This is a genomic window from Cupriavidus sp. 2TAF22, assembly GCF_052115045.1.
Lineage (GTDB): Bacteria > Pseudomonadota > Gammaproteobacteria > Burkholderiales > Burkholderiaceae > Cupriavidus.
Map to the genome: position 1 here is coordinate 1 of NZ_JBFRFX010000054.1, position 24,013 is coordinate 24,013.

The 24,013-nt window shown below is 66.5% G+C and carries 23 protein-coding genes; 10 read left to right on the top strand and 13 right to left on the bottom strand.

The window, feature by feature from the left end:
• The 7 genes from AB4Z48_RS35895 to AB4Z48_RS35925 all read right to left on the bottom strand — a co-directional run.
• On the bottom strand, positions 1-380 hold a 380-nt coding region (locus tag AB4Z48_RS35895), incomplete at its 3' end, for an NAD(P)(+) transhydrogenase (Re/Si-specific) subunit beta (RefSeq protein ID WP_441622906.1).
• Positions 380-733: an NAD(P) transhydrogenase subunit alpha gene (locus AB4Z48_RS35900; protein ID WP_441622908.1), complete on the bottom strand. Its 354-nt coding sequence runs from the start codon at positions 731-733 to the stop codon at positions 380-382. The genes AB4Z48_RS35900 and AB4Z48_RS35895, both read right to left, overlap by 1 nt.
• A 10-nt stretch (positions 734-743) precedes the next feature.
• A complete protein-coding gene (locus tag AB4Z48_RS35905; protein ID WP_441622909.1) occupies positions 744-1,862 on the bottom strand; it encodes a Re/Si-specific NAD(P)(+) transhydrogenase subunit alpha in 1,119 nt (372 codons plus the stop codon).
• Positions 1,863-1,969: 107 nt separating this feature from the next.
• Positions 1,970-2,764 (bottom strand): TauD/TfdA dioxygenase family protein, encoded by a 795-nt coding sequence (locus tag AB4Z48_RS35910; RefSeq protein ID WP_441622911.1) that lies wholly within the window; start codon positions 2,762-2,764, stop codon positions 1,970-1,972.
• Positions 2,765-2,805: 41 nt separating this feature from the next.
• Complete coding sequence (locus tag AB4Z48_RS35915) at positions 2,806-3,777, bottom strand: zinc-binding dehydrogenase (protein ID WP_441622913.1); 972 nt, start codon at positions 3,775-3,777, stop codon at positions 2,806-2,808.
• Between the two features lie 25 nt (positions 3,778-3,802).
• Positions 3,803-4,168: a hypothetical protein gene (locus AB4Z48_RS35920; protein ID WP_441622915.1), complete on the bottom strand. Its 366-nt coding sequence runs from the start codon at positions 4,166-4,168 to the stop codon at positions 3,803-3,805.
• Positions 4,158-4,619 carry a hypothetical protein gene (locus tag AB4Z48_RS35925; protein WP_441622916.1) on the bottom strand — a complete coding sequence of 154 codons (462 nt, stop codon included), beginning with the start codon at positions 4,617-4,619 and terminating at the stop codon, positions 4,158-4,160. The genes AB4Z48_RS35920 and AB4Z48_RS35925 overlap by 11 nt, the downstream gene beginning before the upstream one ends.
• A gap of 200 nt (positions 4,620-4,819) precedes the next feature.
• On the opposite strand from AB4Z48_RS35925, the gene AB4Z48_RS35930 reads away from it, so the two are divergent.
• The 9 genes from AB4Z48_RS35930 (at position 4,820) to AB4Z48_RS35970 (ending at position 16,444) form a co-directional block, all read left to right on the top strand.
• The gene (locus tag AB4Z48_RS35930) at positions 4,820-5,110 is read left to right on the top strand and encodes a UxaA family hydrolase (RefSeq protein WP_441622918.1); all 291 of its coding nucleotides are present in this window, start codon (positions 4,820-4,822) and stop codon (positions 5,108-5,110) included.
• 4 nt (positions 5,111-5,114) lie between these two features.
• Positions 5,115-6,269 (top strand): UxaA family hydrolase, encoded by a 1,155-nt coding sequence (locus tag AB4Z48_RS35935; protein WP_441622920.1) that lies wholly within the window; start codon positions 5,115-5,117, stop codon positions 6,267-6,269.
• A 6-nt stretch (positions 6,270-6,275) separates the two neighbouring features.
• Positions 6,276-6,980 carry a GntR family transcriptional regulator gene (locus AB4Z48_RS35940; RefSeq protein WP_441622922.1) on the top strand — a complete coding sequence of 235 codons (705 nt, stop codon included), beginning with the start codon at positions 6,276-6,278 and terminating at the stop codon, positions 6,978-6,980.
• Positions 6,977-8,011 carry an Ldh family oxidoreductase gene (locus AB4Z48_RS35945; RefSeq protein ID WP_441622924.1) on the top strand — a complete coding sequence of 345 codons (1,035 nt, stop codon included), beginning with the start codon at positions 6,977-6,979 and terminating at the stop codon, positions 8,009-8,011. Before AB4Z48_RS35940 ends, AB4Z48_RS35945 begins: the two co-directional genes overlap by 4 nt.
• A 109-nt stretch (positions 8,012-8,120) precedes the next feature.
• Positions 8,121-11,696 carry an indolepyruvate ferredoxin oxidoreductase family protein gene (locus AB4Z48_RS35950; RefSeq protein WP_441622926.1) on the top strand — a complete coding sequence of 1,192 codons (3,576 nt, stop codon included), beginning with the start codon at positions 8,121-8,123 and terminating at the stop codon, positions 11,694-11,696.
• A gap of 54 nt (positions 11,697-11,750) precedes the next feature.
• Positions 11,751-12,731: a tripartite tricarboxylate transporter substrate binding protein gene (locus AB4Z48_RS35955; RefSeq protein ID WP_441622928.1), complete on the top strand. Its 981-nt coding sequence runs from the start codon at positions 11,751-11,753 to the stop codon at positions 12,729-12,731.
• A 107-nt stretch (positions 12,732-12,838) separates the two neighbouring features.
• Complete coding sequence (locus AB4Z48_RS35960) at positions 12,839-14,179, top strand: MFS transporter (protein ID WP_441622930.1); 1,341 nt, start codon at positions 12,839-12,841, stop codon at positions 14,177-14,179.
• Positions 14,180-14,192: 13 nt separating this feature from the next.
• Positions 14,193-15,164: a tripartite tricarboxylate transporter substrate binding protein gene (locus AB4Z48_RS35965; protein ID WP_441622932.1), complete on the top strand. Its 972-nt coding sequence runs from the start codon at positions 14,193-14,195 to the stop codon at positions 15,162-15,164.
• Positions 15,165-15,250: 86 nt separating this feature from the next.
• Entirely contained in the window at positions 15,251-16,444 is a 1,194-nt protein-coding gene (locus tag AB4Z48_RS35970; protein ID WP_441622934.1) for an acyl-CoA dehydrogenase family protein, read from the top strand.
• Between the two features lie 221 nt (positions 16,445-16,665).
• Here AB4Z48_RS35970 and AB4Z48_RS35975 read toward each other — a convergent pair whose 3' ends face one another.
• The 3 genes from AB4Z48_RS35975 to AB4Z48_RS35985 all read right to left on the bottom strand — a co-directional run bounded on the left by AB4Z48_RS35975 (position 16,666) and on the right by AB4Z48_RS35985 (position 19,454).
• Positions 16,666-18,327 carry a cation acetate symporter gene (locus AB4Z48_RS35975; RefSeq protein ID WP_441622936.1) on the bottom strand — a complete coding sequence of 554 codons (1,662 nt, stop codon included), beginning with the start codon at positions 18,325-18,327 and terminating at the stop codon, positions 16,666-16,668.
• On the bottom strand, positions 18,324-18,629 hold the full coding sequence (locus tag AB4Z48_RS35980) for a DUF485 domain-containing protein (protein WP_441622938.1): 306 nt from the start codon (positions 18,627-18,629) through the stop codon (positions 18,324-18,326). Before AB4Z48_RS35980 ends, AB4Z48_RS35975 begins: the two co-directional genes overlap by 4 nt.
• A gap of 369 nt (positions 18,630-18,998) precedes the next feature.
• Entirely contained in the window at positions 18,999-19,454 is a 456-nt protein-coding gene (locus AB4Z48_RS35985; RefSeq protein WP_441622940.1) for a universal stress protein, read from the bottom strand.
• A 227-nt stretch (positions 19,455-19,681) separates the two neighbouring features.
• On the opposite strand from AB4Z48_RS35985, the gene AB4Z48_RS35990 reads away from it, so the two are divergent.
• Positions 19,682-20,176: a universal stress protein gene (locus tag AB4Z48_RS35990; protein WP_441622942.1), complete on the top strand. Its 495-nt coding sequence runs from the start codon at positions 19,682-19,684 to the stop codon at positions 20,174-20,176.
• 101 nt (positions 20,177-20,277) lie between these two features.
• On the opposite strand, the gene AB4Z48_RS35995 is transcribed toward AB4Z48_RS35990, so the two are convergent.
• The 3 genes from AB4Z48_RS35995 to AB4Z48_RS36005 all read right to left on the bottom strand — a co-directional run bounded on the left by AB4Z48_RS35995 (position 20,278) and on the right by AB4Z48_RS36005 (position 23,859).
• Positions 20,278-21,684 carry an MFS transporter gene (locus AB4Z48_RS35995; RefSeq protein WP_441622944.1) on the bottom strand — a complete coding sequence of 469 codons (1,407 nt, stop codon included), beginning with the start codon at positions 21,682-21,684 and terminating at the stop codon, positions 20,278-20,280.
• An 83-nt stretch (positions 21,685-21,767) separates the two neighbouring features.
• Entirely contained in the window at positions 21,768-22,799 is a 1,032-nt protein-coding gene (locus AB4Z48_RS36000) for a succinylglutamate desuccinylase/aspartoacylase family protein (RefSeq protein WP_441622946.1), read from the bottom strand.
• A gap of 127 nt (positions 22,800-22,926) precedes the next feature.
• Positions 22,927-23,859: a LysR substrate-binding domain-containing protein gene (locus AB4Z48_RS36005; RefSeq protein ID WP_441622948.1), complete on the bottom strand. Its 933-nt coding sequence runs from the start codon at positions 23,857-23,859 to the stop codon at positions 22,927-22,929.
• Positions 23,860-24,013: the final 154 nt, after the last annotated feature.

A 24,013-nucleotide genomic window follows, 5' to 3' on the forward strand; every position in this document is an offset into this window, starting at 1 on the left:
TCGGCCACCGCGGCCACCGCGATGAACACCGCCGCCAGGCCGATCAGCGAGTGCATCGCCGCGACCAGCTCGGGCATCTTGGTCATCTCGACTTTCTTCGCCACGTAGGCGCCGATGCCGCCGCCCACCACCAGCGCGCCGAAGATCAGGCCGARGCTGGTGCCGATGGAGCTCTGCGCCGTGCCGGCGGCCAGGAACTCGTTCTTCAGCTTGACGATCAGCGCCAGCGTGGTCACCGCGGCAATCGCCATGCCGATCATGCCGAAGGCGTTGCCCCTGCGCGCCGTGGTCGGATGCGACAGTCCTTTCAGTGCCTGGATGAAGCAGACCGAGGCCCCCAGATAGAACAGGGTGACCGAATTCATCGAGAGTCCGTTCATCACGCGGCCTCCGCCAGCTTGTCGCCGATCGTCGCGGCGGCCTTCGGCTTTGCTTCGGTCCTGGGCGCCTTCTTCTTGAACATATCGAGCATGCGCTGCGTGACGAGAAAGCCGCCGAATACGTTGACGGCGGCCAGCGCCAGCGCCAGCGTGCCCATCAGGCGGCCGGTCGTATCTTCCGTCAGCCCGGCCGCCAGCATGGCGCCGACGATGACGATGGCCGAGATGGCATTGGTCACGGCCATCAGCGGGGTGTGCAGGGCGGGCGTCACGGTCCAGACCACGTGGTAGCCGACGTAGATCGCCAGCACGAAGATGATCAGGTTGATCACGGTGTGGTTAATCATTTCCATTGAGGTCTCCTTAGCCGGCAAGCGCCGTTTCCTCTTGCGCGGTCATCAGGCAGGCGGCGACGATGTCGTCCTGTCTGTCGATCGCCACCCGGCCTTCCTTGTCGAGAATCAGCTTGAGGAAGTCGAGCACGTTGCGGGCGTACAGGGCCGAGGCGTCGGCCGCGACCATCGAGGCCAGGTTGGTATGCCCGACAAGGATGACGCCGTGGCGCTCGACCACTTCGTCCGCCACGGTCAGCGGGCAGTTGCCGCCCTGCGCCGCGGCCAGGTCGACCACCACCGAGCCGGGCTTCATCTGCCGGACGGTGGCTTCATGCAGCAGCGTCGGCGCCTTGCGCCCGGGGATCAGGGCCGTCGTGATGACGATATCGGCCTGGATGGCGCGCTGGTGGACCAGTTCGGCCTGCCGCTTCATCCAGTCCGGCGGCATCGGACGGGCATAGCCGCCCGCGCCCTGCGCGATCTCGCGTTCTTCATCGGTGAGGAAAGGCACGTCGAGGAACTTGCCGCCGAGCGATTCGATCTGTTCCTTCACGGCGGGACGCACGTCGGAGGCTTCGATCACGGCGCCCAGGCGCTTGGCCGTGGCGATGGCTTGCAGGCCCGCAACGCCGGCGCCGAGGATCAGCACGCGTGCGGCCTTGACAGTGCCGGCGGCAGTCATCAGCATCGGCATGAAGCGCTGGTAGTGGTGCGCGGCCACCAGCACGGCCTTGTAGCCGGCGATGTTGGCCTGCGAGGAGAGCACGTCCATGCTCTGCGCCCGCGTGGTGCGCGGCGCGGCTTCCAGCGCGAAGGCGGTGATGCCGGCAGCCGCCATGCGCGCCTTGTTTTCCGCGTCGAAGGGATTCAGCATGCCGACGACAACGGTGCCGGGCATGATCGCGCCCAGTTCCGCCGGCCCGGGGGCGCAGACCTTCAGTACGAGTCCGGCGCCAAGCGCCTCGGCGGCGGTGCCGATGCGGGCGCCGACAGCCTCATAGGCGGCATCGGGCAGGCTCGCGCGCGTGCCGGCACCACTTTGCACGATGACCTGATGGCCTTGTGCGACATATTTCTTGACGGTTTCCGGTGTCGCGGCAACACGTGCCTCTCCCGGCCGGATCTCAGTCGGGATCCCTATCTGCATTGGATGTCTCCGGTGGTCCCGGGCGCGCCTCTCGTCGATCTGGGCGCGCCGTGGGTCAGGGGCGGGGGGTGCCGGGCGGCGTGCCCGGCACGGTCATGCCCGGGTGATCAGCGGGGGGCCTCCCCCTCCAGCGTCACGCGGTTCAGCACGCGCTCGGCGTTGCCGTAGTCGTGCACGGCGTAGTGCATCGTGCAGCGGTTGTCCCACATCACTACGTCGCCCTCCTGCCACATATGGCGGTAGACGTTGTCCGGGGTGGTGGAATGCTCGTACAGGAAGTCGAGTAGCGGGCGGCTCTCGGCCTCGGTCATGCCCTCGATGCGCAAGGCGGTATCGGGGTGGCCGACGTACAGTGCCTTGCGGCCGGTCTCGGGATGGGTGCGCACGATCGGGTGCACGGCGGTCGGTACCTTGTCGGATCCGGTCATCCTGGCCAGGCGGGCGCCGCTGAATGTCGCGCGCAGGCCCTCGATCAGGCGCTGCATGGTGGGCGACAGGCGGTCGTACGACAGGTACTGGTTGCACCACATCGTGTCGCCGCCGACAGGGATCACGATCCCCGACAGGATGGAGATCTTGGGCGGCACCGGCGTGTAGATCGAGTCGGAGTGCCAGGCCTCGGTCGAGGCGGTCTCCTTGGGTATCTTCGTGACCTGGGCCAGTTCCGGGAATTCGTTGAGGCCCTTGAGCAGCGGGTTGCCCTGCACCGGCGTACCCCACAGGCGGGCGAAGGCGACTTGTGCCGCCGGCTGCAGGAACTGGCCACGGAACACCAGCATGCCATGCTCGAGGAAGGCCTGGTGCAGAACCTGGAAGGCTGCATCGTTGATCGGGTCGTTCAGATTCACACCCGTGACGGCGGCGCCGACCGAGCCGGTCAGCGGCCTGATTTCGATACTCATCGTGGTCTCCTGTAATCGTGTGATTTGTCGTTGGTGCGCGGTCAGTCGACGGTCAGCACGATCTTGCCGACGTGCTGGTCCTGCTTCATGTAGGCGTGCGCAGCGTGGATATCGGTGAGGGCGAACGTGCGGTCGATCGGCAGTCGCACCCGGCCGGCGCGCAGCAGGGGCAGCATGTCGCGTGCGCAGGCCTGGATGCACTCGAGCCGTTCCTGCTCCGAGCGCGTGCGGAACGTCACACCGATCAGGTGCAGGCGCTTGAGCCATAGCTGGGCCAGGTCGATCTGCGCCGTGGCCGAGCCGAGGCGGGCGATATTGACCAGCCGGCCCTTGATCGCCAGGCACTTGATGTTGTCCTCGAACACCGGGCCGCCGACCGTATCGATGATGATGTCCACGCCGCGGTTGTCGGTGGCGCGCATCACGGCCTCGACCTGGTCGTCGCGCGACGAGTCGATGCCGACATCCACGCCGTACTGCATGATCTTGTCGAGCTTGGCGGCCGAGCGGGATTGCGCGATCACCGGCCGCGCTCCCATCAGGGAAGCGATCTGGATGGCGGCCATCGCCACGCCGCCCGAGGCGCCGTTTACCAGCACCGACTCGCCGGCCTTGAGCCCGCCGTTGACCACCAGGGCGTCGTGGGCGGTGATGAAGACGTTCGGGAACGCGGCCGCGTCGACCCATGACATGCCATCCGGCACGGGCATCAGCGCCATCGGGTTGGCCACCACGTACTCCGCCTGGCAGGCGCGGCCATGGCCCATCACGCGATCCCCGCGGCGCCAGCCGGTCACGCCTTCGCCCACCACCGCCACTTCGCCCGCGAATTCGACGCCCGCGGTGATGGTGTTGCCGGTGCGCAGTTCGCGCGCCTGATTGATCTCGCCGCGGTTCAGGCCCGCGGCATGGACCCGCACCACGATCTGTCCCGGGCCGGCATCCGGCGCCGGAATGTCCTGCACTTCGACCCGGCCGCCCTCGGCGCCGGGTATCACGCGAATTGCTTTCAAGACTGACTCCCTTTGTGTTGAACGTTCATGCCGCGTCGAGTGCCGCAGTGCGCAGCCGTGCCAGCAGGTCGAGCGCGCGTCTGGCGGCGTGTTCGCCGCCACCCACGTTGCCGCGCACGTAAGGCGGACGGATGTCCTCGATCTCGGCGAGCGCGTGCAGCGGCAGTTCGGCAGCGACGGCCAGCCGCCGGAACTCGTTGATGGTGAGCAGATAGGTGTGGAAGACATCCTGCTCGGGTCGACTGGTGCCAAGGCGATGCAGCAATACGTTCAGCCAGTGGGTGCCGGCCAGCATCGCCGCCTCGATCTTCATTTCGTAGTCGGCCTCCTTGCATTTGCCGAGGGATGCCTCGACGCGCCGAGCCAGCGCGATGTGCGCGTCAGTTTGCATGGCCGGCTCCCGGAACGCGCTTCGCCAGCAGGTCGATGCAGCAGCGAAGCGCCGTGTCGCATTCCCGTGCGATCGCCGCCGTGGGCGACATGCCTTCGCGCAGGCAGGGGTCGCGGTAGTGCTCGATGATTTCCATCTGGGCCATCATCCGCGCCACGTCGTCAGGTACCGGGGCCTCCACTTTTGGCCGTCCCACATGCAAGACGTCGCCCAGCGGGCCAAAGGCGTTGCGCATGCTGCCGTCCGGCTGGCACGCCTGATAGACGCCAGGCTGCGTGGGGAACATGTCGTCGTCCCGGGTCACGCCGGCCTGGTGCAGGGCGGCGTTGACCGCGTGCGTGCCAGCCGTCATGCCAGCCCAGAACCACAATTCGAAGTCCTCGAGCGGATCGAGCCGCTGGCGCAGGGCCATCAGCTTGCCGATCTTCTCCATATGGGACGCCACTCTCATCTCTGTCTCCTCTTCCGGTCGGCGCGAGTCGCCCGCCGTTGTGATGACAATAGACATAGCCGAGGCTTGTGTCAATAACTTCTATATAGGACTTGCATGGATTGAGTAGTGGTTTTCTCGGGGGTTGCCACGTAATTACTTGACACTACCCGGGTCCGTTCTCTACATTGCATCAAACACCTATACAGGAGTTAAGAAAGATGCCGCGAGCAATCGTGCTGAACCGGGCCGACAATGTGGCCACCCTGCTGGACGCAGGACGCGCCGGAGATACCTGCCGGCTGGAGGGAGAGATAGCGGGAGAACTGGTCCTGCTGCAGGACGTGCCGTTCGGGCACAAGGTCTGTGTTGCCGATACCGACGAAGGGGTCGGCATCCTGAAGTACGGCCAGCTCATCGGCCGGGCGAGCCGCGCGGTACGGGCCGGCGAACACATGCATGTTCACAACATCGAGTCGGCGCGCGCTCGCGGCGACCTGGAGAGGAGGTAATCCGATGGCAACGACCTTTCTTGGATACCCGCGCGAGAACGGCGCGGTTGGCGTGCGCAACTGGGTGGCGGTGATTTCCGTGATGGACAACTGCAATCCGGTCACGCGGACCATTGCGCATGCCGTGGGCGGTTGCATCCCCGTCACCACGCTGTTCGTGCGCGGCCAGTTCGGTGCCGACCTTGATTTCGCCTTCGAGTCGCTCGCCGGCCTCGGTCGCAATCCCAATATCGCGGCGGTACTGCTGGTGGGGCTCGAGGAGTCGTCGACGGAGCAAGTGGCGCGCCGTATCCGCGCCGCGGGCAAGCCGGTGGAAACCGTCCACCTGCAGCCGCTCGGCACGGTGCAGTGCATTGCCGACGGTACGCGCAAGGCGGCGAAGCTGTCGCTCGCCGCATCGCGCGCCCGCCGCGTGCCGTGCCCGGTGTCGTCGCTGGTGATCGGCGTGGAGTGCGGCGGCTCGGATACGACGTCGGGGCTGAGCTGCAACCCCGTGATCGGCCATCTGGCCGACATGGTGATCGCCGAGGGCGGCACGGTCATCATTTCCGAGACCTCGGAATTCATCGGCGCCGACCACCTGTTCGCCGAGCGCGCGGCCGACAGCCGGGTGCGCGAGGCCTTCGTCACCGCCGTGCGCAACATGGAAAACCTGGCCATCTCGCGCGGCGTGGACATGCGCGAGGACCAGCCGTCGCCCGACAACAAGCGCGGCGGCCTGACCACGGTCGAGGAAAAGGCCCTGGGCGCAATGGCCAAGGCCGGCAAGGGCCAGCTCGTCGGGGTGCTGGGCTACGGCGAGGCGCCGAAGAAGAAAGGCCTGCATTTCATGGACGCGCCGGCCGCGGCAGTGGAAAATCTGACTGCACTTGCCGCCGGCGGCTGCCAGCTCACCTTCTTCGGTACCGGAGTGGGCAATCCGATCGGCAGCATGGTAGCCCCGACGGTCAAGGTGTGCGGCAACGTGAATACGGTCGACACCATGGCCGACAATATCGATTTCGACGTGAGCGCGGTCCTGGAGCGCGGGGAGAAGATCCCCGACCTCGGCGACCAGCTGTTTGCCTATGCGATGGACGTCGCATCCGGCACGCGGCTGAGCAGCGAGGTGCTCGACATCCGGGAGACCGCGATCAGTCGGTTTGCACTGAGTCTCTGAGCGACCATGACAAAACTGAATACCGTCTCCGACGCGATCATCCGTTCCATTGAAACCGGCGCCCTGCGCGAGGGCGACCGCCTGCCGTCCGAGGGCGAGCTGGCGGCGCTGCACGGCGTGAGCGTGGGCACCATCCAGAAGGCGCTCATCCGGCTGACGCATTCGGGACTGATCACGCGTGAACAGGGACGGGGCACCTTCGTCTCGGGAGCACGCGTCGCGCCGGCGGACGTGCGCTACCTGCGCTTTCGCGACGAGGCGGGCAACGAGCTGGCCTCCTACGTCCACGCGCGCTCGGTCAAGCGGATCAAGCGCAAGGGGCCGTGGGCCGATTTCCTGGAAGGGGACGGCTATGTGCGGATCGAGCGCGTCATCAACGTGGGCGGGCGCTTCGATCTGTACAGCGAGTTCTGGCTGCGAGAGGAGGATTTCGCGCAACTGGGAGGGCTGGACCGGGAGGCGCTGGAAAAGAACCTGCGCGAGCTGATTGGCCAGCGGCTGTCCCTGCCGACGTTGCGCGTGGATCAGTGGATCCGCTTTGGCGCGCCGCCCGCGACGGTGGCGAGTGAACTCGGACTAGAGCCCGAGGCGCCTGTCTTCATCATGGAACTGCGCGGCTACACGCTGCGCGACCAGCCACTGTATTACCAGACGGTCTATGCCGGCCCGTTCGCCGAGCGTCTGATGATCGTGCGGGAGAAATCGTCATGAACACCCGATGGAGCCCTGCCGCGCTGGAGCGCTGGACGGCGGGCGTATTCGAAAGCTGCGGCATGCCGCCCGACCATGCGGTCGAGGCCGCCACCATGCTGGTGCGCACCGAGCTGCGCGGCTACAAGACGCACGGGATGACGCGCATCCCATCCTACGTCGACCGTCTGCGCGCAGGCGACTTCAACCCGCGCGCGGCCATGACGCATCGCAGCTTCCCGGGCGGCATCGTGCTGGACGCCGACGGTGCGATGGGGCAGGTCGCCGGCCCGCTCGCGGTGCGGCTCGGCCTGGAAGCGCTGGAGACGAGTGCATCGGTGCTGGTCGCGGTGCAGTCCTGCGGCCACCTGGGTGCACTGGGCATCCACGCGTTGCTGGCCGCCGAGGCGGGCGCCTTCTGCATGGTCGGACAGCGCACGCCGCCCCTGCTCGCACTGGAGGGCTTCAGCAAGGCAGGGATCGGCCACAACCCGATTGCCTTCGGCTGCCCCGTGCCCGGCGGCGCGCCAATAGTTTTCGACGTGGCATGCAGCGTGGCGGCACGCGGCCATATCCTGCTGGCCGCCCGCGAAGGCCGCCCGATCCCCGAGGGCTGGGCCGTGGACGCCAACGGCGTACCGACCTCCGACGCCGAGCGCGCGCTGGACGGCGCCCTGCTGCCGATGGGCGGGCACAAGGGCATCGGCATCGCCATGATGGTGGAGTGCCTGGCCGGCGCGCTGGCGGCCACCGCGCAATCGCTTGACCCTGCGCGCAACGACCTGAAGAGCGGCGGCGCCGTGGGCCGGCAGGGCGGGTTCGTCTGGCTGGTCAAGCCCGATGCATTCGCCGGCAAGGACCTGTTCGCCGACTACATGGCGCAATGGACCGGTACCTATCTTGCCGCCGGTGGCGCCGAAGCACGCCTGCCTGGCGCGCGCGGTGATGCGCTGGAGCATGAAGCCCGGGAAGGCGGCATCGCACTGCCGGCAGCGATCGCGCAGGACCTCAGCGCACTGGGCCGGCAGGTGGGCATCCCGTTCCCGGACTGACCTCCCGGACACACTTCCCGACATCCTTGACAGTCGATACCCGGAGCAGCCGGAGGACGCCGGCCGCCCATACACGAACCCGACCAACCTGAGCAGGCTGAATCCGACTATGAACGCCCCCATCCCCCCCGAAGCCGCACGGACGGCCATGGCAGCCGTCACCATCGACGACAAGTACGCCCTGGCGTCGGGTCGCGCCTTCATGACCGGCGTGCAGGCGCTGGTGCGCCTGCCGCTGCTCCAGCGCCGGCGCGACGCCATGGCGGGCCACAACACCGCCGCCTTCATCTCCGGCTATCGCGGCTCGCCCCTCGGCAGCTACGACCAGGCGCTGTGGCAGGCGAAGAAGCACCTCGCCGAGAACCACGTCGTCTTCAAGCCGGGCGTCAACGAGGAGCTCGGCGTGACGGCGGTATGGGGCTCGCAGCAGCTGGAGTTCGACGCGGCCAGCAAGAAGTACGACGGCGTCTTCGGCATCTGGTACGGCAAGGGCCCCGGGGTGGACCGCAGCGGCGACGCGCTCAAGCACGCCAACCTCGCCGGCACGGCGCCGCTGGGCGGCGTGATCGCGCTGGCCGGCGACGACCACGTTTCCAAGAGCAGCACGCTGGCGCACCAGAGCGACCACACCTTCATGGCGTGCGGCCTGCCGGTGTTCTTCCCGTCCAATGTGCAGGACATCCTCGACCTCGGCGTGCACGCCTTCGCCATGAGCCGTTTCAGCGGCCTGTGGGCCGGCATGAAGACGGTGCAGGAGGTGGTGGAGTCGGGCGCCTCGGTAGTGACCGACACGGACCGCGTGAGCATCGTGCTGCCCGAGGACTTCATCGCGCCGCAGGGCGGGCTGCACATCCGCTGGCCCGACGATCCGCTCGGCGCCGAAGCCCGCATGATGGAGTACAAGTGGCCGGCCGCGCTCGCCTACATCCGCGCCAACCGTCTGAACCGCAACGTCATCGAGGGGCCGCATGGGCGCCTGGGCATCATCGCCAGCGGCAAGGCCTACAGCGATACCCGGCAGGCACTGCTGGACCTTGGCCTGGATGACGGCACCTGCCGCGAGCTGGGCATTCGCGTGCACAAGGTCAGCGTGGTGTGGCCGCTGGAGCCGGGCAGCGTGCGCGACTTCGCGCACGGCCTGCGCGAGATCCTCGTGGTCGAGGAGAAGCGCCCGATCATCGAGCAGCAACTCAAGGACGAGCTGTATCACCAGAGCCCGGACCGCCGCCCCGCCGTCTTTGGCAAATACGGCCACAGCGAAGGAGCGGGCGGCGAGTGGAGCCACCGCAAGCCGGGCGACGACTGGCTGCTGCGCGCCAAGGCCGACCTGTCGCCGGCGCTGGTGGCGAAGGCCATCGCCCAGCGGCTCGCCCATCTCGGGGTGCCGGCCGACGTGCAGGCCCGCATGGACCTGCGCCTGCGGGAGATCGAGGCCAGGGAGCGCGCCACCGCACAGGGCGACAGCCGTCCCAGCGACCGCCTGCCGTGGTTCTGCCCGGGCTGCCCGCACAACACCAGCACCAAGGTGCCGGAAGGCTCCATCGCCATGGCCGGCATCGGCTGCCACGGCATGGTGACGTGGATGGACCGCTCGACCACCTCGTGGACCCAGATGGGCGGGGAAGGCGTGCCCTGGATGGGCCAGTCGGCCTTCACCACGCGCAAGCATATGTTCGCCAACCTGGGCGACGGCACGTACAACCACTCGGGCCTGCTCGCGGTGCGCCAGTCGATCAATGCCGGCGTCAACCTGACCTACAAGATCCTCTTCAACAGCGCCGTTGCCATGACCGGTGGCCAGCCCGTGGACGGCGGCCAGCTCGACGTGCCGGCCATGACGCGCGAACTCGCGTCGGAGGGCGCCCGCCAGATCGTCGTGGTGACCGACGAGCCCGGCAAGTATGCGGGAGTCGCCAACCTGGCCCCCGGCGTGACCATCCGCCACCGCGACGAACTCGACACCGTGCAGCGCGAGTTGCGCGAGATGGCCGGCGTCACCGTGATCATCTACGACCAGGCTTGCGCCACGAAGAAGCGCCGCGAGCGCAAGCGCGGCACCATGCCCGACCCCGACAAGCGCGTGGTGATCAACGAACTGGTGTGCGAGGGTTGCGGCGACTGCTCGGTGCAGAGCAACTGCCTGGCGGTGCAGCCGGTGGAGACGGAGTTCGGCCGCAAGCGCAAGGTCAACCAGGACACCTGCAACAAGGACTTCTCCTGCGTGAAGGGCTTCTGCCCCAGTTTCGTCACAGTGGAGGGCGGCAAGCTGCGCAAGCCCGCCGCCGCTGGCAAGGCCCAGCCCGCGCAGGGCGGCGCGCTGCCGTATCCGGCGCTGCCGGACGTCAGCCGCCCGCGACGCATCCTGGTCGCCGGTATCGGCGGCACGGGCATCGTCACCATCGGCGGCGTGCTCGGCATGGCCGCGCACCTGGAGGGCAAGGGCGTGATCACGCAGGACGCCACCGGCATGGCACAGATGGGCGGCGCCACGTGGAGCCATATCCAGATCGCCGCGTCGCCCGACGCGCTGCACGCCAGCCGGGTCGACGTGGCCATGGCCGATCTCGTGATCGCCTGCGACGCGGTGGTCGGCACGAGCAAGGCAACGCTGGCGACGATGTCATCCGAGCGCACCTTCGTCGTGCTGAACAGCCACGTCACGCCGACGGCGGCCTTCGTGCAGAACCCGGACTGGGCGCCGCCGGGCGAGGAGGCGGCCGCGCGAATCACGCAAGTGGTGCGCGCGGACAGCTTCGCCACGCTCGACGCCGAACTGGTCGCCACGCAATTGCTTGGCCAGTCGATCTACGCCAACCTGCTGCTGCTCGGCTACGCATGGCAGAAGGGCAGGGTGCCGCTGTCGCACGAGGCCCTGATGCGCGCCATCGAGCTGAACGGCGTGCAGGTGCAGAGCAACAAGGCTGCGTTCGAGTGGGGCCGCCAGTGCGCGCATGACATGAGCAAAGTGCCGCTGCGCATGCCGGACACGCAGGTGATCCAGTTCACCCGCAAGCCGTCGCTGGCCGAACTGATCCGCAAGCACGCGGCGTTCCTGACGGCTTACCAGAATGCCGCCTACGCCGCGCAGTACGAGACCTTCATCGCCAGCGTCCAGGCGGTGGAAGGGCATGCCGGCGGCAATCGCCTTGCGGAGGCCGTGGCGCGCTCGCTGTTCAAGCTGATGGCCTATAAGGACGAATACGAGGTGGCGCGCCTGCACACGGACGCATCGTTCCGCCAGCAGATCGAAGGCATGTTCGAAGGCAAGGTGCGGATCGTGCACCACCTCGCGCCGCCGCTGTTCGCCAGGAAGAATGCCGACGGCGAGCCGGTCAAGACTGCGTATGGTCCCTGGATGCGGAGTGCATTCCACGTGCTGGCGAAACTCAAGGGTCTTCGCGGCACCGCGTTCGACCCCTTTGGCTACACCGCCGAACGCCGGGATGAGCGCGCCCTCATCGGTGAATACCGGGAGTGCATCGAGACGATCCTGGATTCGCTGAACAAGCAGAACCTGGACCTCGCGCTGGAGATCGCGCGGCTGCCCCAGGAGATCCGCGGCTATGGCCACGTCAAGGGCCGCAACCTCGCCGCCACGCGCGGCAAGTGGGCGCGGCTCATGGCGCAGTGGCGCAGCGGCGGCCGGCGTGCAGACGCGCCGAGCCAGTCGACGGTCGCCGCCTAGGCCGGAAACAAGCAGCAACCTCACATCCATCACAAGAGAACCGAGGAGACAGACATGAAGTTCGTGCTGCGTCACGCCGCAACCGCCCTCACTGCCGTTTCGCTCGCCCTCTGCGCCGCCGGCGCGTGGGCGCAGTCCGGGTATCCGAACCGGCCCATCCGCATCATCGTGCCGTGGCCGGCCGGCGGCGGGGTCGACACGGTCACCCGTACCGTCGCCGAGAAGATGTCGGCAAGCCTGGGCCAGCAGGTCATCGTCGACAACCGGCCCGGCGCCACCGGCAATATCGGGGCAGGGATGGGCGCGAAGGCGGCACCGGATGGCTATACCTTGCTCGTCGCCAGCGCGCCGATGATGATCAACGCGAGCCTGTACAGGAACCTGCCGTTCGACACCGGCAAGGACTTCGTGCCGCTTGGCCTGATGGCGAGCTCGCCCTACATGCTGGTGGTGAATCCCTCGACGGCAAAGTCCGTCAAGGATCTGGTGGCGCGGGCCAGGGCCGAGCCCGGCAGGATCAGCTACGCCTCGCCCGGCCCCGGTACCCAGCAGAACATCGTCGGGGAAGTCTTCAAGGGCATGGCGCATATCGACATCGTCCACGCGCCGTACAAGGGCGGCCCGCAAGCGCTGACCGACATGGTGGGCGGGCACATCCAGATGATGTTCCACGGGGTGCCCGCCGTGATGCCATTCGTCAGGTCGGGCCAGCTCAAGGGGGTGGCCGTGGCGACGAGCCAGCGCCTGGCGCTCTTCCCCGACGTGCCGACGATGGCGGAGGCGGGGTATCCCGGCATCGAGGCCAGCGAATGGTATGGCCTGGTGGCGCCGGCCGGCACGCCGAAGGACATTGTCGTCCTGCTGGGCAATGCGATCGACAAGGCACTGGGCGCGCCAGGCGTGCGCGAGCAGTTGAGCGGCAAGGGATACGAGCCGGCCACGAACAGCAATCCGGAGCAGTTCGGCGCGTTCATGGCCGCCGAGCAGAAGAAATGGGCGGTGGCGGTCAAGCAGTCGGGTTTCCGGCCTGAATAGCGAGCGCGGCAAGCATCAAGGGGACGCCGAACGAGACGTCCCGCCAATTTCAGCAGATCATGACAAGCGGCACGGCACGACAAATATCGCCGCGCCAGGAGACAAGCATGCCACTCGATCCCACCGCCATGGTGAATCCGGCACACACCCCCGCCCCGGGAGGTTCGCACGCCGAGCCGAAATCCAGGCCGATGTCGAAGGTTTCGGCCATTTCGGCCATCACGATTGGCGGCGCACTCGAACTGTATGACTCGGGGGTCTACAACTTCTTCGCCACGTTGATCATTCCGCTGTACTTCCCGGTCGACAATCCGCTCGGGCAACTGCTGCTGTCGTTCGGCACCTTTGGTGCCGGCTACCTGATGCGGCCGCTGGGCGGCCTCGTCATCGGTGCCTACGCCGACCGCCGGGGACGCAAGCCAGCCGTGCTGCTGTCGATGTGGCTGATGGCGCTCAGCGCGCTGATTCTCGTCGTGACCCCGCCCTATGCCCAGATCGGCGTGATCGCCCCGACGCTCATGATCATCGCGCGACTGGTGCAGGGCTTCGCGATCGGCGGGGAAATGGGGTCCGCCACGGCGATGCTGATGGAGTACGCGGACGAACGGTCGCGCGGCTTCTACACGAGCTGGCAGACCGCCAGTCAAGGCGTCGCCGCCGTCTTCGCCGCGCTCGTCGCGCTTGCGCTCAGCCATTCGCTGTCGCCAGCGTCGCTGGAGTCGTGGGGCTGGCGCGTGGCGTTCCTGATCGGCGTCCTGGTCATCCCGATCGGACAGATCATCCGCCGCAGGCTGGAGGAGACGCTGCCCCCGGCCGAGCGCAACAAGGCGGGGCGCGCCGTGGGTGGCTGGGCACTGATGCGCCAGCACTGGCGCGAACTCGTCGCCAGCATCCTGTTGATGATCGGCCTGGGCTCCGCCGTCCACCTGATCGCCTACTACCTGCCGAACTACGCGGCGATCCAGCTCAACATCCCGCGCGGCGATGCCGTCTGGGCAGGCTTCGTCGCCGCCGCCGTCATGGCGGTGTTCGGCCCGGTCGCGGGATGGATGACCGACCGCCTCGGCCGGCGCAGGATGGTGTGGTGGACGCGCCTGGCCCTGTTGGTGATGGCCTACCCGGCATTTGTCACCATCAACGCCTACCCGTCGCTGCCATGCCTGCTGGTGGTGGTCGGCCTGCTGGCGATCCCCATGGCCATGACGTCGCCCGCCACGCTGGTGCTGGTGAGCGAGGTGCTGCCGCAACGCCTGCGTGCCACGGGCATGTCGGTCACGTACTACCTGGCGATCGCCGTATTTGGCGGCTTTGCCCAGCTTTTCTCGACGCTGCTGATCCACCTGACCTCCAGCCCGAACGCTCCGGCGCTTTACCTGATCGGTTGCGGCCTGTTGTCGTTGCTGGGTCTGCGCATGGTGCCGGAGACGCTTGGAAAGCGGCTGGGGTAAGACGATGCATTCGATGATACTGCAACGCATTGGTCGCGCCATCGGCGCGATGGCGCTGGCGGCCAGCGCGGCCAGCGTGCTGGCGGCGGGTGCGTACCCAAGCCGTCCGATACGCATGATCGTGCCCTGGCCCGCGGGAGGCAGCGTGGATATTGCCACCCGCATCGTGACGGAGCAGGTCTCCGTCGGCCTGGGACAGYCGGTCATCGTCGAGAACAGGCCCGGTGCCGCCGGGAATATCGGCGCCCTTGCGGCGGCAAGGGCCGCGCCGGACGGATACACCTTGCTGATCGCCACCACGCCGATGATCATCAACCGGAGTCTCGACGACAGGTTGCCGTTCGACCTGGCCCGTGACTTCAGCCCCGTCAGCCTGCTCGTGACCCTGAACTATGTGCTGGTTGTGAATCCGTCCGTGGCCGGCTCGCTGCAGGAGCTGGTGAGCAAGGCCCGGGCGCAGCCTGGCCAGATCACTTATGCATCGTCGGGTCCGGGCACGCAACTCCATCTGATCGGCGAAGCGTTCAAGAAGCAGACGGGGGTCGACATCGTCCATGTCCCGTACAAAGGCGCGCCGCCGGCACTGGCGGATATGGTCGGCGGCCACGTCGCGATGATGTTCCCCGGATTTCCGGTGGTGGAGCCGCTGCTGAAGTCGGGCCAGCTCAAGGCGCTCGCCGTGGTGGGCAAGCACCGCTTGCCTACCCTGCCGGATGTCCCGACCCTGGACGAAGCGGGCGTGCCCGGCATCGATTCCATGGAATGGTATGGTGTCGTGGCGCCGGCGGGTACGCCCGGCGGCATCGTGACGCGGCTCAACGATGAAATCACCAAGGCCATGCGGAACGCGGGCGTCCGTCAGCGCCTGGCAAGCCGTGGCTTTGCGCCGGCCAGCGGTACGCCGCAGGCGTTTGGCGATCTGATACAGGCCGAGCAGAAGAAATGGCCCGCCGTGGTCCGTCAGGCCGGACTGCGCCGCGAGTAGCTGCGCGAGTCCGCCCGGGGCGAGAAGCATTATGATCGCATCGATGACGGTCACTCAATCGACACACTACAAGGAGGTCATCCAGCATGTTCACCGAATGCCCCACGGAAAGAAGCCAACTCATTGCCGACCGCGTCGAGCGCTTCGTGCGCGACGTCGTGATGCCCTATGAGCGCGATCCGCGCTGCGGCGATCATGGCCCATCGGATGATCTTGTCGCCGAACTGCGCGACAAAGCGCGTGCCGCGGGGCTGATGACGCCCCATATCCTTGCCGATGGCTCGCACCTGACGCAGCGCGAGACCGCGGCCGTGCTCAAGCGCTCCGGCTTGTCGCCACTCGGCCCCGTCGCCGTGAATACCATGGCGCCGGACGAAGGCAACATGTTCCTGCTGGGTGAGGTGGCCACGGAAGCGCAGAAGGATCGGTTCCTGGCGCGGCTGGTCAGTGGCGAGGCCCGTTCGGCGTTCTTCATGACGGAGCCTGCGGAGGACGGCGGGGCGGGTTCGGATCCGTCGATGCTCCAGACCACGGCGGTCAGGGACGGCGACGACTGGGTGATACGCGGGCGCAAGAAGTTCATTACCGGCGCCGAAGGTGCAAGCGTGGGCATCATCATGGCGCGCACCGGGGATGCCGACCATGTCCAGGCCACGATGTTTCTGGTCGATCTGCCGCATCCGGCGATCCGCATCGAGCGCCTGATCGATACCATCGACAGTTCCATGCCGGGCGGTCACGCGCTGGTTGTGATCGACGACCTGCGCGTGCCGCAGGCCCATGTACTGGGCGAAGCGAACGAGGGCTTTCGCTATGCGCAGGTCCGCTTGTCACCGGCGCGGCTCTCGCATTGCATGCGTTGGTTCGGCGCCGCGGTTCGGGCCGACGAGATCGCGCGCGCGTACGCTGTCACGCGCAAGGCGTTCGGCAAGCTGCTGATCGACCACGAAGGGGTGGGCTTCATGCTGGCCGAGAACCTGATCGATCTGCAACAGGCCGCACTGATGATCGACTGGTGCGCCGGGGTGCTCGATGGAGGTGGCCTCGGTACCGCGGAGAGTTCGATGACCAAGGTTGGCGTCTCCGAGGCGCTGTTCCGCGTGTCGGATCGCTGCGTGCAGATTCTGGGCGGCATGGGCGTGTCGCGCGACACCGTCGTCGAACAGATCTTCCGTGAGATTCGCGGATTCCGCATCTACGACGGCCCGACCGAAGTTCACAAGTGGTCGCTGGCGAAGAAGATCAAGCGCGACACGCTAGGCGCGGCCCGGCAAGGGTAAGCGAGCGCGGTAACGGAGGGCCTGCGACACCGGGGAAGGGGCGCAGGTGGCAGCCCCACCGTGGGAAGCGCCTTGCAGGGTTATTTCACCATAGCCAAAGTCCAAGGCAAGGGCAGGATGCGCGCTCTTGAGGCGAGCCTGCCCCGGCCGGGACGGCTTGGCGCCAGGCGCCCGCCGCCGCTCTGCGTGGCGGCTCGCATTGAATACGCCGCCGGCTTCGTTCAATGTCCCGACGCCTCGACCGCGCCGATTCCGGTCTCGGAGCGAAGCTGCTGGGCTTCGAAACCAGCCTTGTCCATGCGCGCCCTGGCCGAGTTGTCGGTGACCGAGAAGAGCCAGATGCCGAGGAAGCCGATCGTCATCGAGAACAACGCCGGGGACGTGTAGGGAAATGGCGCGCTCTTGTAGTGCAGCACGTCGACCCAGACGGCCTGGGACAGGATGGTGAGGATCACCGCCGACAACAGTCCCAGGAAACCGCCAATCGTCGCGCCACGGGTGGTGCAGCCCTTCCACAGCACCGACATGAACAGCACGGGAAAGTTGGCCGAGGCCGCAACGGCGAAGGCAAGCGAAACCATGAACGCGATGTTTTGCTTCTCGAAGACAATGCCAAGGAACACCGCGACCAGGCCGAGGATCACGGTCGTGATACGCGATACGCGCAGTTCGACGGCGCTCGTTGCCTTGCCCTGCTTGAATACCGTCGCATAGAGATCGTGCGAAACGGCGGACGCACCGGCGAGGGTGAGACCGGCAACGACGGCCAGGATCGTCGCAAAGGCCACCGCGGAGATGAATCCGAGGAACACGCTTCCTCCGACGGCGCTGGCCAGGTGGACTGCCGCCATGTTCACGCCGCCAAGGAGCTTGCCACTCGTATCCTGGAAGGCCGGATTGGTTCCCACCAGCACGATCGCGCCGAAGCCGATGATGAAGGTCAGGATGTAGAAGTAGCCGATCCAGGTAGTGGCCCAGAACACCGACTTGCGCGCCTCCTTGGCATTGGGCACGGTGAAGAATCGCATCAGGATATGCGGCAGGCCGGCCGTGCCGAACATCAGGGCAATGCCGAACGAGATCGCCGAGATGGGATCCTTGATGAAATTGCCCGGACTCATGATGGAGTCCTTCTTGGCGTGGACTTCCACGGCCTTGGCAAACAGCGCTTCGGGGCTGAAGTGAAACTGGGCCAGCACCATGACGGCCATGAACGAAGCGCCGGCAAGCAGCAGGCAGGCCTTGATGATCTGTACCCACGTCGTGGCGGTCATGCCGCCAAACAGGACGTACACCATCATGAGCGCCCCCACGATGACCACGGCGATCCAGTACTCCAGCCCGAACAACAGCTTGATCAGCTGGCCGGCGCCTACCATCTGCGCGATCAGGTAGAACGCGACCACCACCAGCGTGCCCGATGCCGCAAACGCACGGATCGGCGCCTGTTTGAAGCGGTACGCCGCAACGTCGGCGAAGGTGAAGCGACCAAGGTTGCGCAGCCGCTCCGCCATCAGGAAGGTGATGACTGGCCAGCCGACGAGGAAGCCGATGGAATAGATCAGCCCGTCATAGCCATTGGTGTAGACGGCAGCCGAGATGCCGAGGAATGACGCCGCCGACATGAAGTCGCCCGCGATCGCCAGCCCGTTCTGGAAGCCGGTGATGCCGCCTCCGCCCGTATAGAATGCCGCCGCCGATTTCGTCTTGGTTGCCGCCCACTTGGTAATGAACAGCGTACCAATGACAAACACGACGAACATGCCGATGGCCGTCCAGTTGGTTGGCTGCCGGACCGCCTGCCCAAGGTCTCCACCCGCCGCAAGCGCGGCCGTCGACAGAAGCAGCGTTGCGCAAGCAAGGAGTGCGTGATGTGCTTTCATGCCACCTCCCGCTTGATCTGCTCTGTCAGTTCGTCGTACACGCCGTTGGCGTGGCGTACGTAGAATCCCGTGATGGCGACGGTAAAGACGATCACGAACAGGCCGATCGGCATGCCCCACGTCATCACGCCATTTCCTATCTTCGTGGCCAGGAGTTCCTTGTCGAAGGCAATCAGCAGGATGTATCCGTAGTAGATGACGAGCATGATGGCGGTCAACGACCATCCAAGCCGTGTTCGCCTGTGGACAAGCTCGCGATATCGCGGATTTGCCTTCAGTCTCGTGACCAGATCTTCATTCATCCATGTCTCCTGCAGATTGTGTGCTTGCGCCGCCGGACGCCGCCGGACGCCGCCGGACGCCGCCGGACGCGATGGTCCGCGCCAGCGTGCGGCGCCGGCAGAGGCGTGCGCCGTAGCGTCGGCCGATGTCCATGCTGATAAGTTAAGGCCTGCCCCTTACCCGCTTCTTACAGGGGCGTGGATTTGCTCAAGGGGTAAACGCTTAGTCTGGGCGCGTAGTCTGGGCGTGTGAAGGGCTAAAGCGCCACTGCCAGGTTGCGGACGTCATGGCGTGCAGGAATCGGCATACGGGTACGAATGCCGATCGCAGGTGCGGTCTGCAGCGTCTGCGGCGCCGCCATTGCGAAGCCTGGGGCGCCACGCAGATCGCTATTCTTCGAGTTCGCTTCGGATCAGGAGCACGGGCTTGTTGCTCTCGCAGACTACGCCTTGCGACACGCTGCCCATCACAAGGCGTTTGATCCCGCGCCGTCCATGTGTTCCCAGCACGATAAGGTCGGCGCCCCAGTAATCAGCCTCCCTCACGATCGATTCCGAGATCCGGCCCTGCGCGACTGGCTTTTCGAGAATCTTTGTCGAATGCGGTACGCCGGCCTCGGTCAGGCGATTCGCCACGGTCTCCAGGCACTTGTGTCCCATGGCCAGGATGCTCTCCATCAACCAGGAGGGGTACGAATTCTCGGCAAGGTAGAAGACATCGCTGTCGTCCACCACGAAGAGCGCCCGCACTTCGCTGCCCGTCGCCTTGGCGAGGATGATCGCCTGGCTTACTGCAAGGTCCGAGGAGCGGCTGCCGTCAACTCCAAGCAAGATCTTCCTGTACATGATGAACTCTCCTCGTGGTCGTTGCGAACTGGCCGTCCGCAGGAAAACGCTCTGTCACGAGAATAGATGCCGGTGCCTGCGCGCAACCCGGCGAACAGCACAAGCCATGATCTACATCAATACGACGCACGCGGGGGCGTACAGACTGGACGTATCCGAGGGAGGCGGGCAGCGTCTGCGGGCGCCTCCCGTTGCCCGATGACCGCGATGTCTTCACACGGAGAGCGATGATGTACAGCCAGATCCTGGTGGCAGTCGACGGCAGCGAGTCCGCCGAGCGGGCCCTGGCGGAAGCGGTCGGCTTGGCCGCAGCTTTGCGTTCGGAGCTTGCCGTGGTCCATGTGATCGATAACAGCTACCTCAGGTACGAGGCAGGCTATGTCGACCTCACCGACTTGCGTGCCACCCTGCTCGAAGGTGGGCAACTCCTTCTTGACGGCGCCAAGGCAAGGGCAGCGGCCCGGCAGGTGAAATGTACGACGGCAATGATCGACGAGCCGGGGGCGCTCTTCGATGTGGCTACGGCCATCAATCAGGCGGCGGAACAGATTGGCGCGGAGTTGATCGTCGCGGGCACGCACGGGCGCCGCGGCGTGCGGCGCCTGCTCATGGGTAGCGTAGCCGAGGGGCTGGTACGACAGTGCCGCCGGCCAGTGCTGCTAGTGCATGCCGCAATGTCCCCGGCGAGAGACACTGCGGAGCCGGTGCGATCGAAGCCGTAGGTGGCGCGCCGAGGGCCTGAGCCATTGTCAATGGCCGCGTCCTTGCATCGCCTGGACTGCTCGTAGCCGGCCTGGCTTTCCGGGGGATGTCATGGCTGACATCAACGCCCTGCCTGTGTTCCCAGGCTCGTGCCTGTGGCAGATGCCTGGCCGGCCCGCCTGGCGGCGATGAAATAGAGCAGGGCGCTGACCGCCGCCGCCGTGGTGCCGACAATGGAAAGGGCGATCGCCAGCCCGGACTTCGGATGGCCCAGCCACTCGTTGATGGAGCCTACGGCGAACGGTCCAAGCCCGCCACTGATGGCATTGGTCAGGAACACCAGCAGTGCCACCGCGCGACCGCGCATGCGATTGGGAATGGTGATCTGCAGCGGCACCGGCGCCAGTGCCATGACGATGCTGGCGGCATAGGCGCACAGGCCATACAGCGCGAGCGACAGCGACATCACCGGTGCGAGCGGCGCGGCACAGGCGACAGGCACCAGCAAGGTGGCCGCCGCGCAGGCGATGCGCAGCACCTTGCGCAGCGCATCGCGATCGTCCACCTTGCCCACGAAGAGGCTTGCGCTGACGACGCCCGCCATCCCGCCGATCATGTAGACCGGTCCGGTCATCTTGCCTACCTCGCTTGCGGACAACCCGAAGCTGCGGATCAGCAGGGTCGGGAACCAGGCGGCGTGGGAATAGAACAGCAGGATGAGGGCGACGTAGCCGAAGAAGTAGGGCAGGCAGAAGCGGTTGCGCACGAACAACTCGCGCAGGACCTCGCTGATCGGTGGCGCCGCCTCGGCGGGAGCGTGGGCGGTCGACAGCCCGCGCCGCGCCGGCTCGCGGATGGTCGCCAGCACCAGCGCAGCAAGCGCCAGGCCGGGTAGCCCGACCACGAAGAAGATCATCTGCCAGGGCTGCAGGCCTTGCGTCGTGAGCCAGCCGGCCATCGTGGGCTGGTCCATCCAGCCCAGCAACACGCCGCCGCCGAGCAAGGCCACGCCCCCGCCGACGTACGGCCCAAGCATGAACACGCTGCTGGCGCGCGTGACCTTTCGCGGCGGGAACATATCGCTGAAGATCGACAAGGCGGCGGGGCTGAGGGCGGCTTCGGCAATGGCCGTGCCGGCACGCCAGACCAGCAGTTCGCCAAAGCTGCTTGCCGTGCCGCACATGGCCGTGGAAATCGCCCAGATGGCGACGCAGGCAGCGCTCAGGCGTACCCGGTTCGAGCGGTCCACGAGCCGGGCCACGAACATCCCCGCGGTAGCGTAGCAAAGCGTGAATGTCGCACCCTGCAAGAGCCCGATCTGGGTGTCGCTGAGCAGTAGCGATGCCTTGAGCGGCTGGACAAGGATGCTGACGACCTGGCGGTCGATATAAGAAAAGGCGAAGCAGATAAAGAACATGAATACGATGTATCCATGTGAGAACGGGGTGCCGGCGTTCTCGATTCCCGGCTCTTCGGCGCGGGGCGCGCCGGCTTCCAGGGCCGGGGCGGTTTTGGGGGCGGACTGCATGAAGGTCTCCTCGAAGGGGCACGGGGCGGGCTGGCGGCTCCCCAATGAGAGGACGCCAATCTCCGCGTTGCCGTCGGAATGGGCTACAGCGTGATGGGGGATGCCAGCAGGGCGATGCAGTCGCCGGGTTCGACGCCGGCGAAGGTGCGGGCGCAGACCACCATGCCGGCGCCGCCGAAGTGGAGTTCGCGCGGCGGCTCCCACGGCGCGTACGGATCGAACAGCCGCCCGGCGAGATCGCCGGCCGCGACCTGCTGCCCCAACGTGAAGCAGGGTTCGAATACGCCGTGGCGTGGCGCGAACAGATAGTGCCGGGCCCCGTTCACCGCGATGAATTGCGTGTCGTGGCGCGGCGGCGGGCTGTCGTCGCGCGTCAGCCCGGCGACATGGAGCACACGGCGCAGGCCTTGCTCGACGATGGCCAGCCCTTCCACGTTGCAGCTGCCATAGCCGCCGAATTCGCCGCACAGGAACAAGGTGCCGTGGCGCTCTGCCGCCGCGCCGTAGGTTCGGTCTTCGCCGAGCAGGTCCATGACCATGGTGTGCGGCGCGGCGAAGGCCTTGACCAGTTTCAGGTACGCGATACGGCGTGCCGGATCGGACGGCAGCGCGGCCAGCACCGTGGGCATGTGGTTGAACGAAGCGCCGCCGGCGTGAAGGTCCAGCACCACGTCTGCCCGCGGGAAGAGCTCGCTGTCCGCGTAGTGCGCGATCATCGCGGTGATCGAGCCATTGCGGTCGCCGGGAAACATGCGGTTCAGGTTGCCGCGGTCGATCGGCGAGGTGCGCGAGCCGTTGATGAACGCCGGAAAGTTCAGCGCCGGTATGACGATCAGCCGGCCCTGGATCTGCATCGAAGGCATGCGCTGCAGCAGCTTCATCAACGCCACCGGGCCTTCGTATTCGTCGCCATGGTTGCCGCCGGTCAGCAGCACCGTGGGTCCCGTGCCCTGCTTGAGCACGGCGATCGGCGCGGGAATGTGGCCATAGGCAGAGCGGTCATGCGAATAGGGAATGCGCAGCACACCGGTCTGGAAGCCCTCGCGCTCGTAGTCGATCTCCGTTGAGATCAGTGTTTTCCTGGAATGGGTCTGGTCGTTCGATCGGCCTGGCATGCCTGTCTCCGGTGGGGGATCGGGCGCGGCCGGTTCGTGGGGATCGGCCGCGTCTGCATGCAATATTGCTGATCGAGCTGGTTGCCGACAAATGCCGTTTTTTGGCGGAGCTGATGCTTTCCGGGCATCACCCAGGCGCCGCCACGGTCTGCCTCATCGCTTCCACCGTCTGAATGAAGCGCGCAAGCGCCGGCTCGGGCGCATCGGCCTTGCAGGCGAAGACGAGCGGCATCGGGATGGAAAGATCCGTGAACGACGCAAAGTGGCAGAGCGCTGGCGGACGGCCGACGTTGGCCGAGTTGACGATGGCTGCGCCGATGCCGGCGCAGACGAGCGACAGCATGGCGGCCTCGGTCGAGACCTCCTGGACGACGTTGAGGGTGACGCCGCACGCCTGGCAAGCGCCGATCAGCCGGTCGTAGTAGACCGGATACACAGCGCGCGGGAACGTGACGAATGGCCAGTCGGCAATCTGGCGCAGCGCCACGCCTGGCGGGGATGCGTGAGTCGTGGACGTTTCCGGGGCGGGCAGCGCCCATGCGCGCGGCGCCGCCAGCAGCACGTTGTTCGTCGTCAGCGGCAGCGTGCCGAGCGATTCGGGGAGCGGCCCGTACTGGTACACGAAGCCGCCGTCGAGCGTGCCCGCGCGGATCTCGTCGAGCTGCTGTGGCGTGTTCATCGGGATCAGTTCGATGCGGACGTCGGGCACGTCTTCCTGGAAGCGCCGGAAGATATGCGGCACGATGCCGTCCCAGCCACTGTTCTCGACAAAGCCAAGCCGCAGGCGGCCCTGCATGCCGGCCGATATCCGCTGGGCACCGCGCGCCGCGACGTCGAGCTGGTTGAGCGCCGTGCGGGCATCGCGCAAGTACGCCTGGCCGGCCGAAGTCAGCCTGAGTCCGCGCGGCGTGCGCGCGAACAATGCGAAGCCAAGTTCTTCCTCCAGGTCATGGATCTGGCGGGAGATGGCGGGCTGCGTGACGTGGATGCGCTCCGCCGCCTCGCGAATGCTCTCATGCTCGGCCACCGCGATGAAATAGCGCAAATGTCGTAGTTCCACAATCTCACCCGTAGTTCGAGCCGGCCTGTCGACCGGCAATCCCCGGCAAACATGCCACAAAGTATCGCGCGCGAAAAGCCGGAAGCCCTGGTGTTCGCCTTGCCATGCCTTGCAGGGATCGGCGCCCGCACGACAATTGCGCGATCCTCGCCAG

Coding starts and splice junctions, on each gene's coding strand:
- AB4Z48_RS35900 (WP_441622908.1), bottom strand. CDS start 733: ATGGAAATGATTAACCACACCGTGATCAACCTGATCATCTTCGTGCTG.
- AB4Z48_RS35905 (WP_441622909.1), bottom strand. CDS start 1,862: ATGCAGATAGGGATCCCGACTGAGATCCGGCCGGGAGAGGCACGTGTT.
- AB4Z48_RS35910 (WP_441622911.1), bottom strand. CDS start 2,764: ATGAGTATCGAAATCAGGCCGCTGACCGGCTCGGTCGGCGCCGCCGTC.
- AB4Z48_RS35920 (WP_441622915.1), bottom strand. CDS start 4,168: ATGCAAACTGACGCGCACATCGCGCTGGCTCGGCGCGTCGAGGCATCC.
- AB4Z48_RS35925 (WP_441622916.1), bottom strand. CDS start 4,619: ATGAGAGTGGCGTCCCATATGGAGAAGATCGGCAAGCTGATGGCCCTG.
- AB4Z48_RS35930 (WP_441622918.1), top strand. CDS start 4,820: ATGCCGCGAGCAATCGTGCTGAACCGGGCCGACAATGTGGCCACCCTG.
- AB4Z48_RS35935 (WP_441622920.1), top strand. CDS start 5,115: ATGGCAACGACCTTTCTTGGATACCCGCGCGAGAACGGCGCGGTTGGC.
- AB4Z48_RS35940 (WP_441622922.1), top strand. CDS start 6,276: ATGACAAAACTGAATACCGTCTCCGACGCGATCATCCGTTCCATTGAA.
- AB4Z48_RS35945 (WP_441622924.1), top strand. CDS start 6,977: ATGAACACCCGATGGAGCCCTGCCGCGCTGGAGCGCTGGACGGCGGGC.
- AB4Z48_RS35950 (WP_441622926.1), top strand. CDS start 8,121: ATGAACGCCCCCATCCCCCCCGAAGCCGCACGGACGGCCATGGCAGCC.
- AB4Z48_RS35955 (WP_441622928.1), top strand. CDS start 11,751: ATGAAGTTCGTGCTGCGTCACGCCGCAACCGCCCTCACTGCCGTTTCG.
- AB4Z48_RS35960 (WP_441622930.1), top strand. CDS start 12,839: ATGCCACTCGATCCCACCGCCATGGTGAATCCGGCACACACCCCCGCC.
- AB4Z48_RS35970 (WP_441622934.1), top strand. CDS start 15,251: ATGTTCACCGAATGCCCCACGGAAAGAAGCCAACTCATTGCCGACCGC.
- AB4Z48_RS35975 (WP_441622936.1), bottom strand. CDS start 18,327: ATGAAAGCACATCACGCACTCCTTGCTTGCGCAACGCTGCTTCTGTCG.
- AB4Z48_RS35980 (WP_441622938.1), bottom strand. CDS start 18,629: ATGAATGAAGATCTGGTCACGAGACTGAAGGCAAATCCGCGATATCGC.
- AB4Z48_RS35985 (WP_441622940.1), bottom strand. CDS start 19,454: ATGTACAGGAAGATCTTGCTTGGAGTTGACGGCAGCCGCTCCTCGGAC.
- AB4Z48_RS35990 (WP_441622942.1), top strand. CDS start 19,682: ATGATGTACAGCCAGATCCTGGTGGCAGTCGACGGCAGCGAGTCCGCC.
- AB4Z48_RS35995 (WP_441622944.1), bottom strand. CDS start 21,684: ATGCAGTCCGCCCCCAAAACCGCCCCGGCCCTGGAAGCCGGCGCGCCC.
- AB4Z48_RS36000 (WP_441622946.1), bottom strand. CDS start 22,799: ATGCCAGGCCGATCGAACGACCAGACCCATTCCAGGAAAACACTGATC.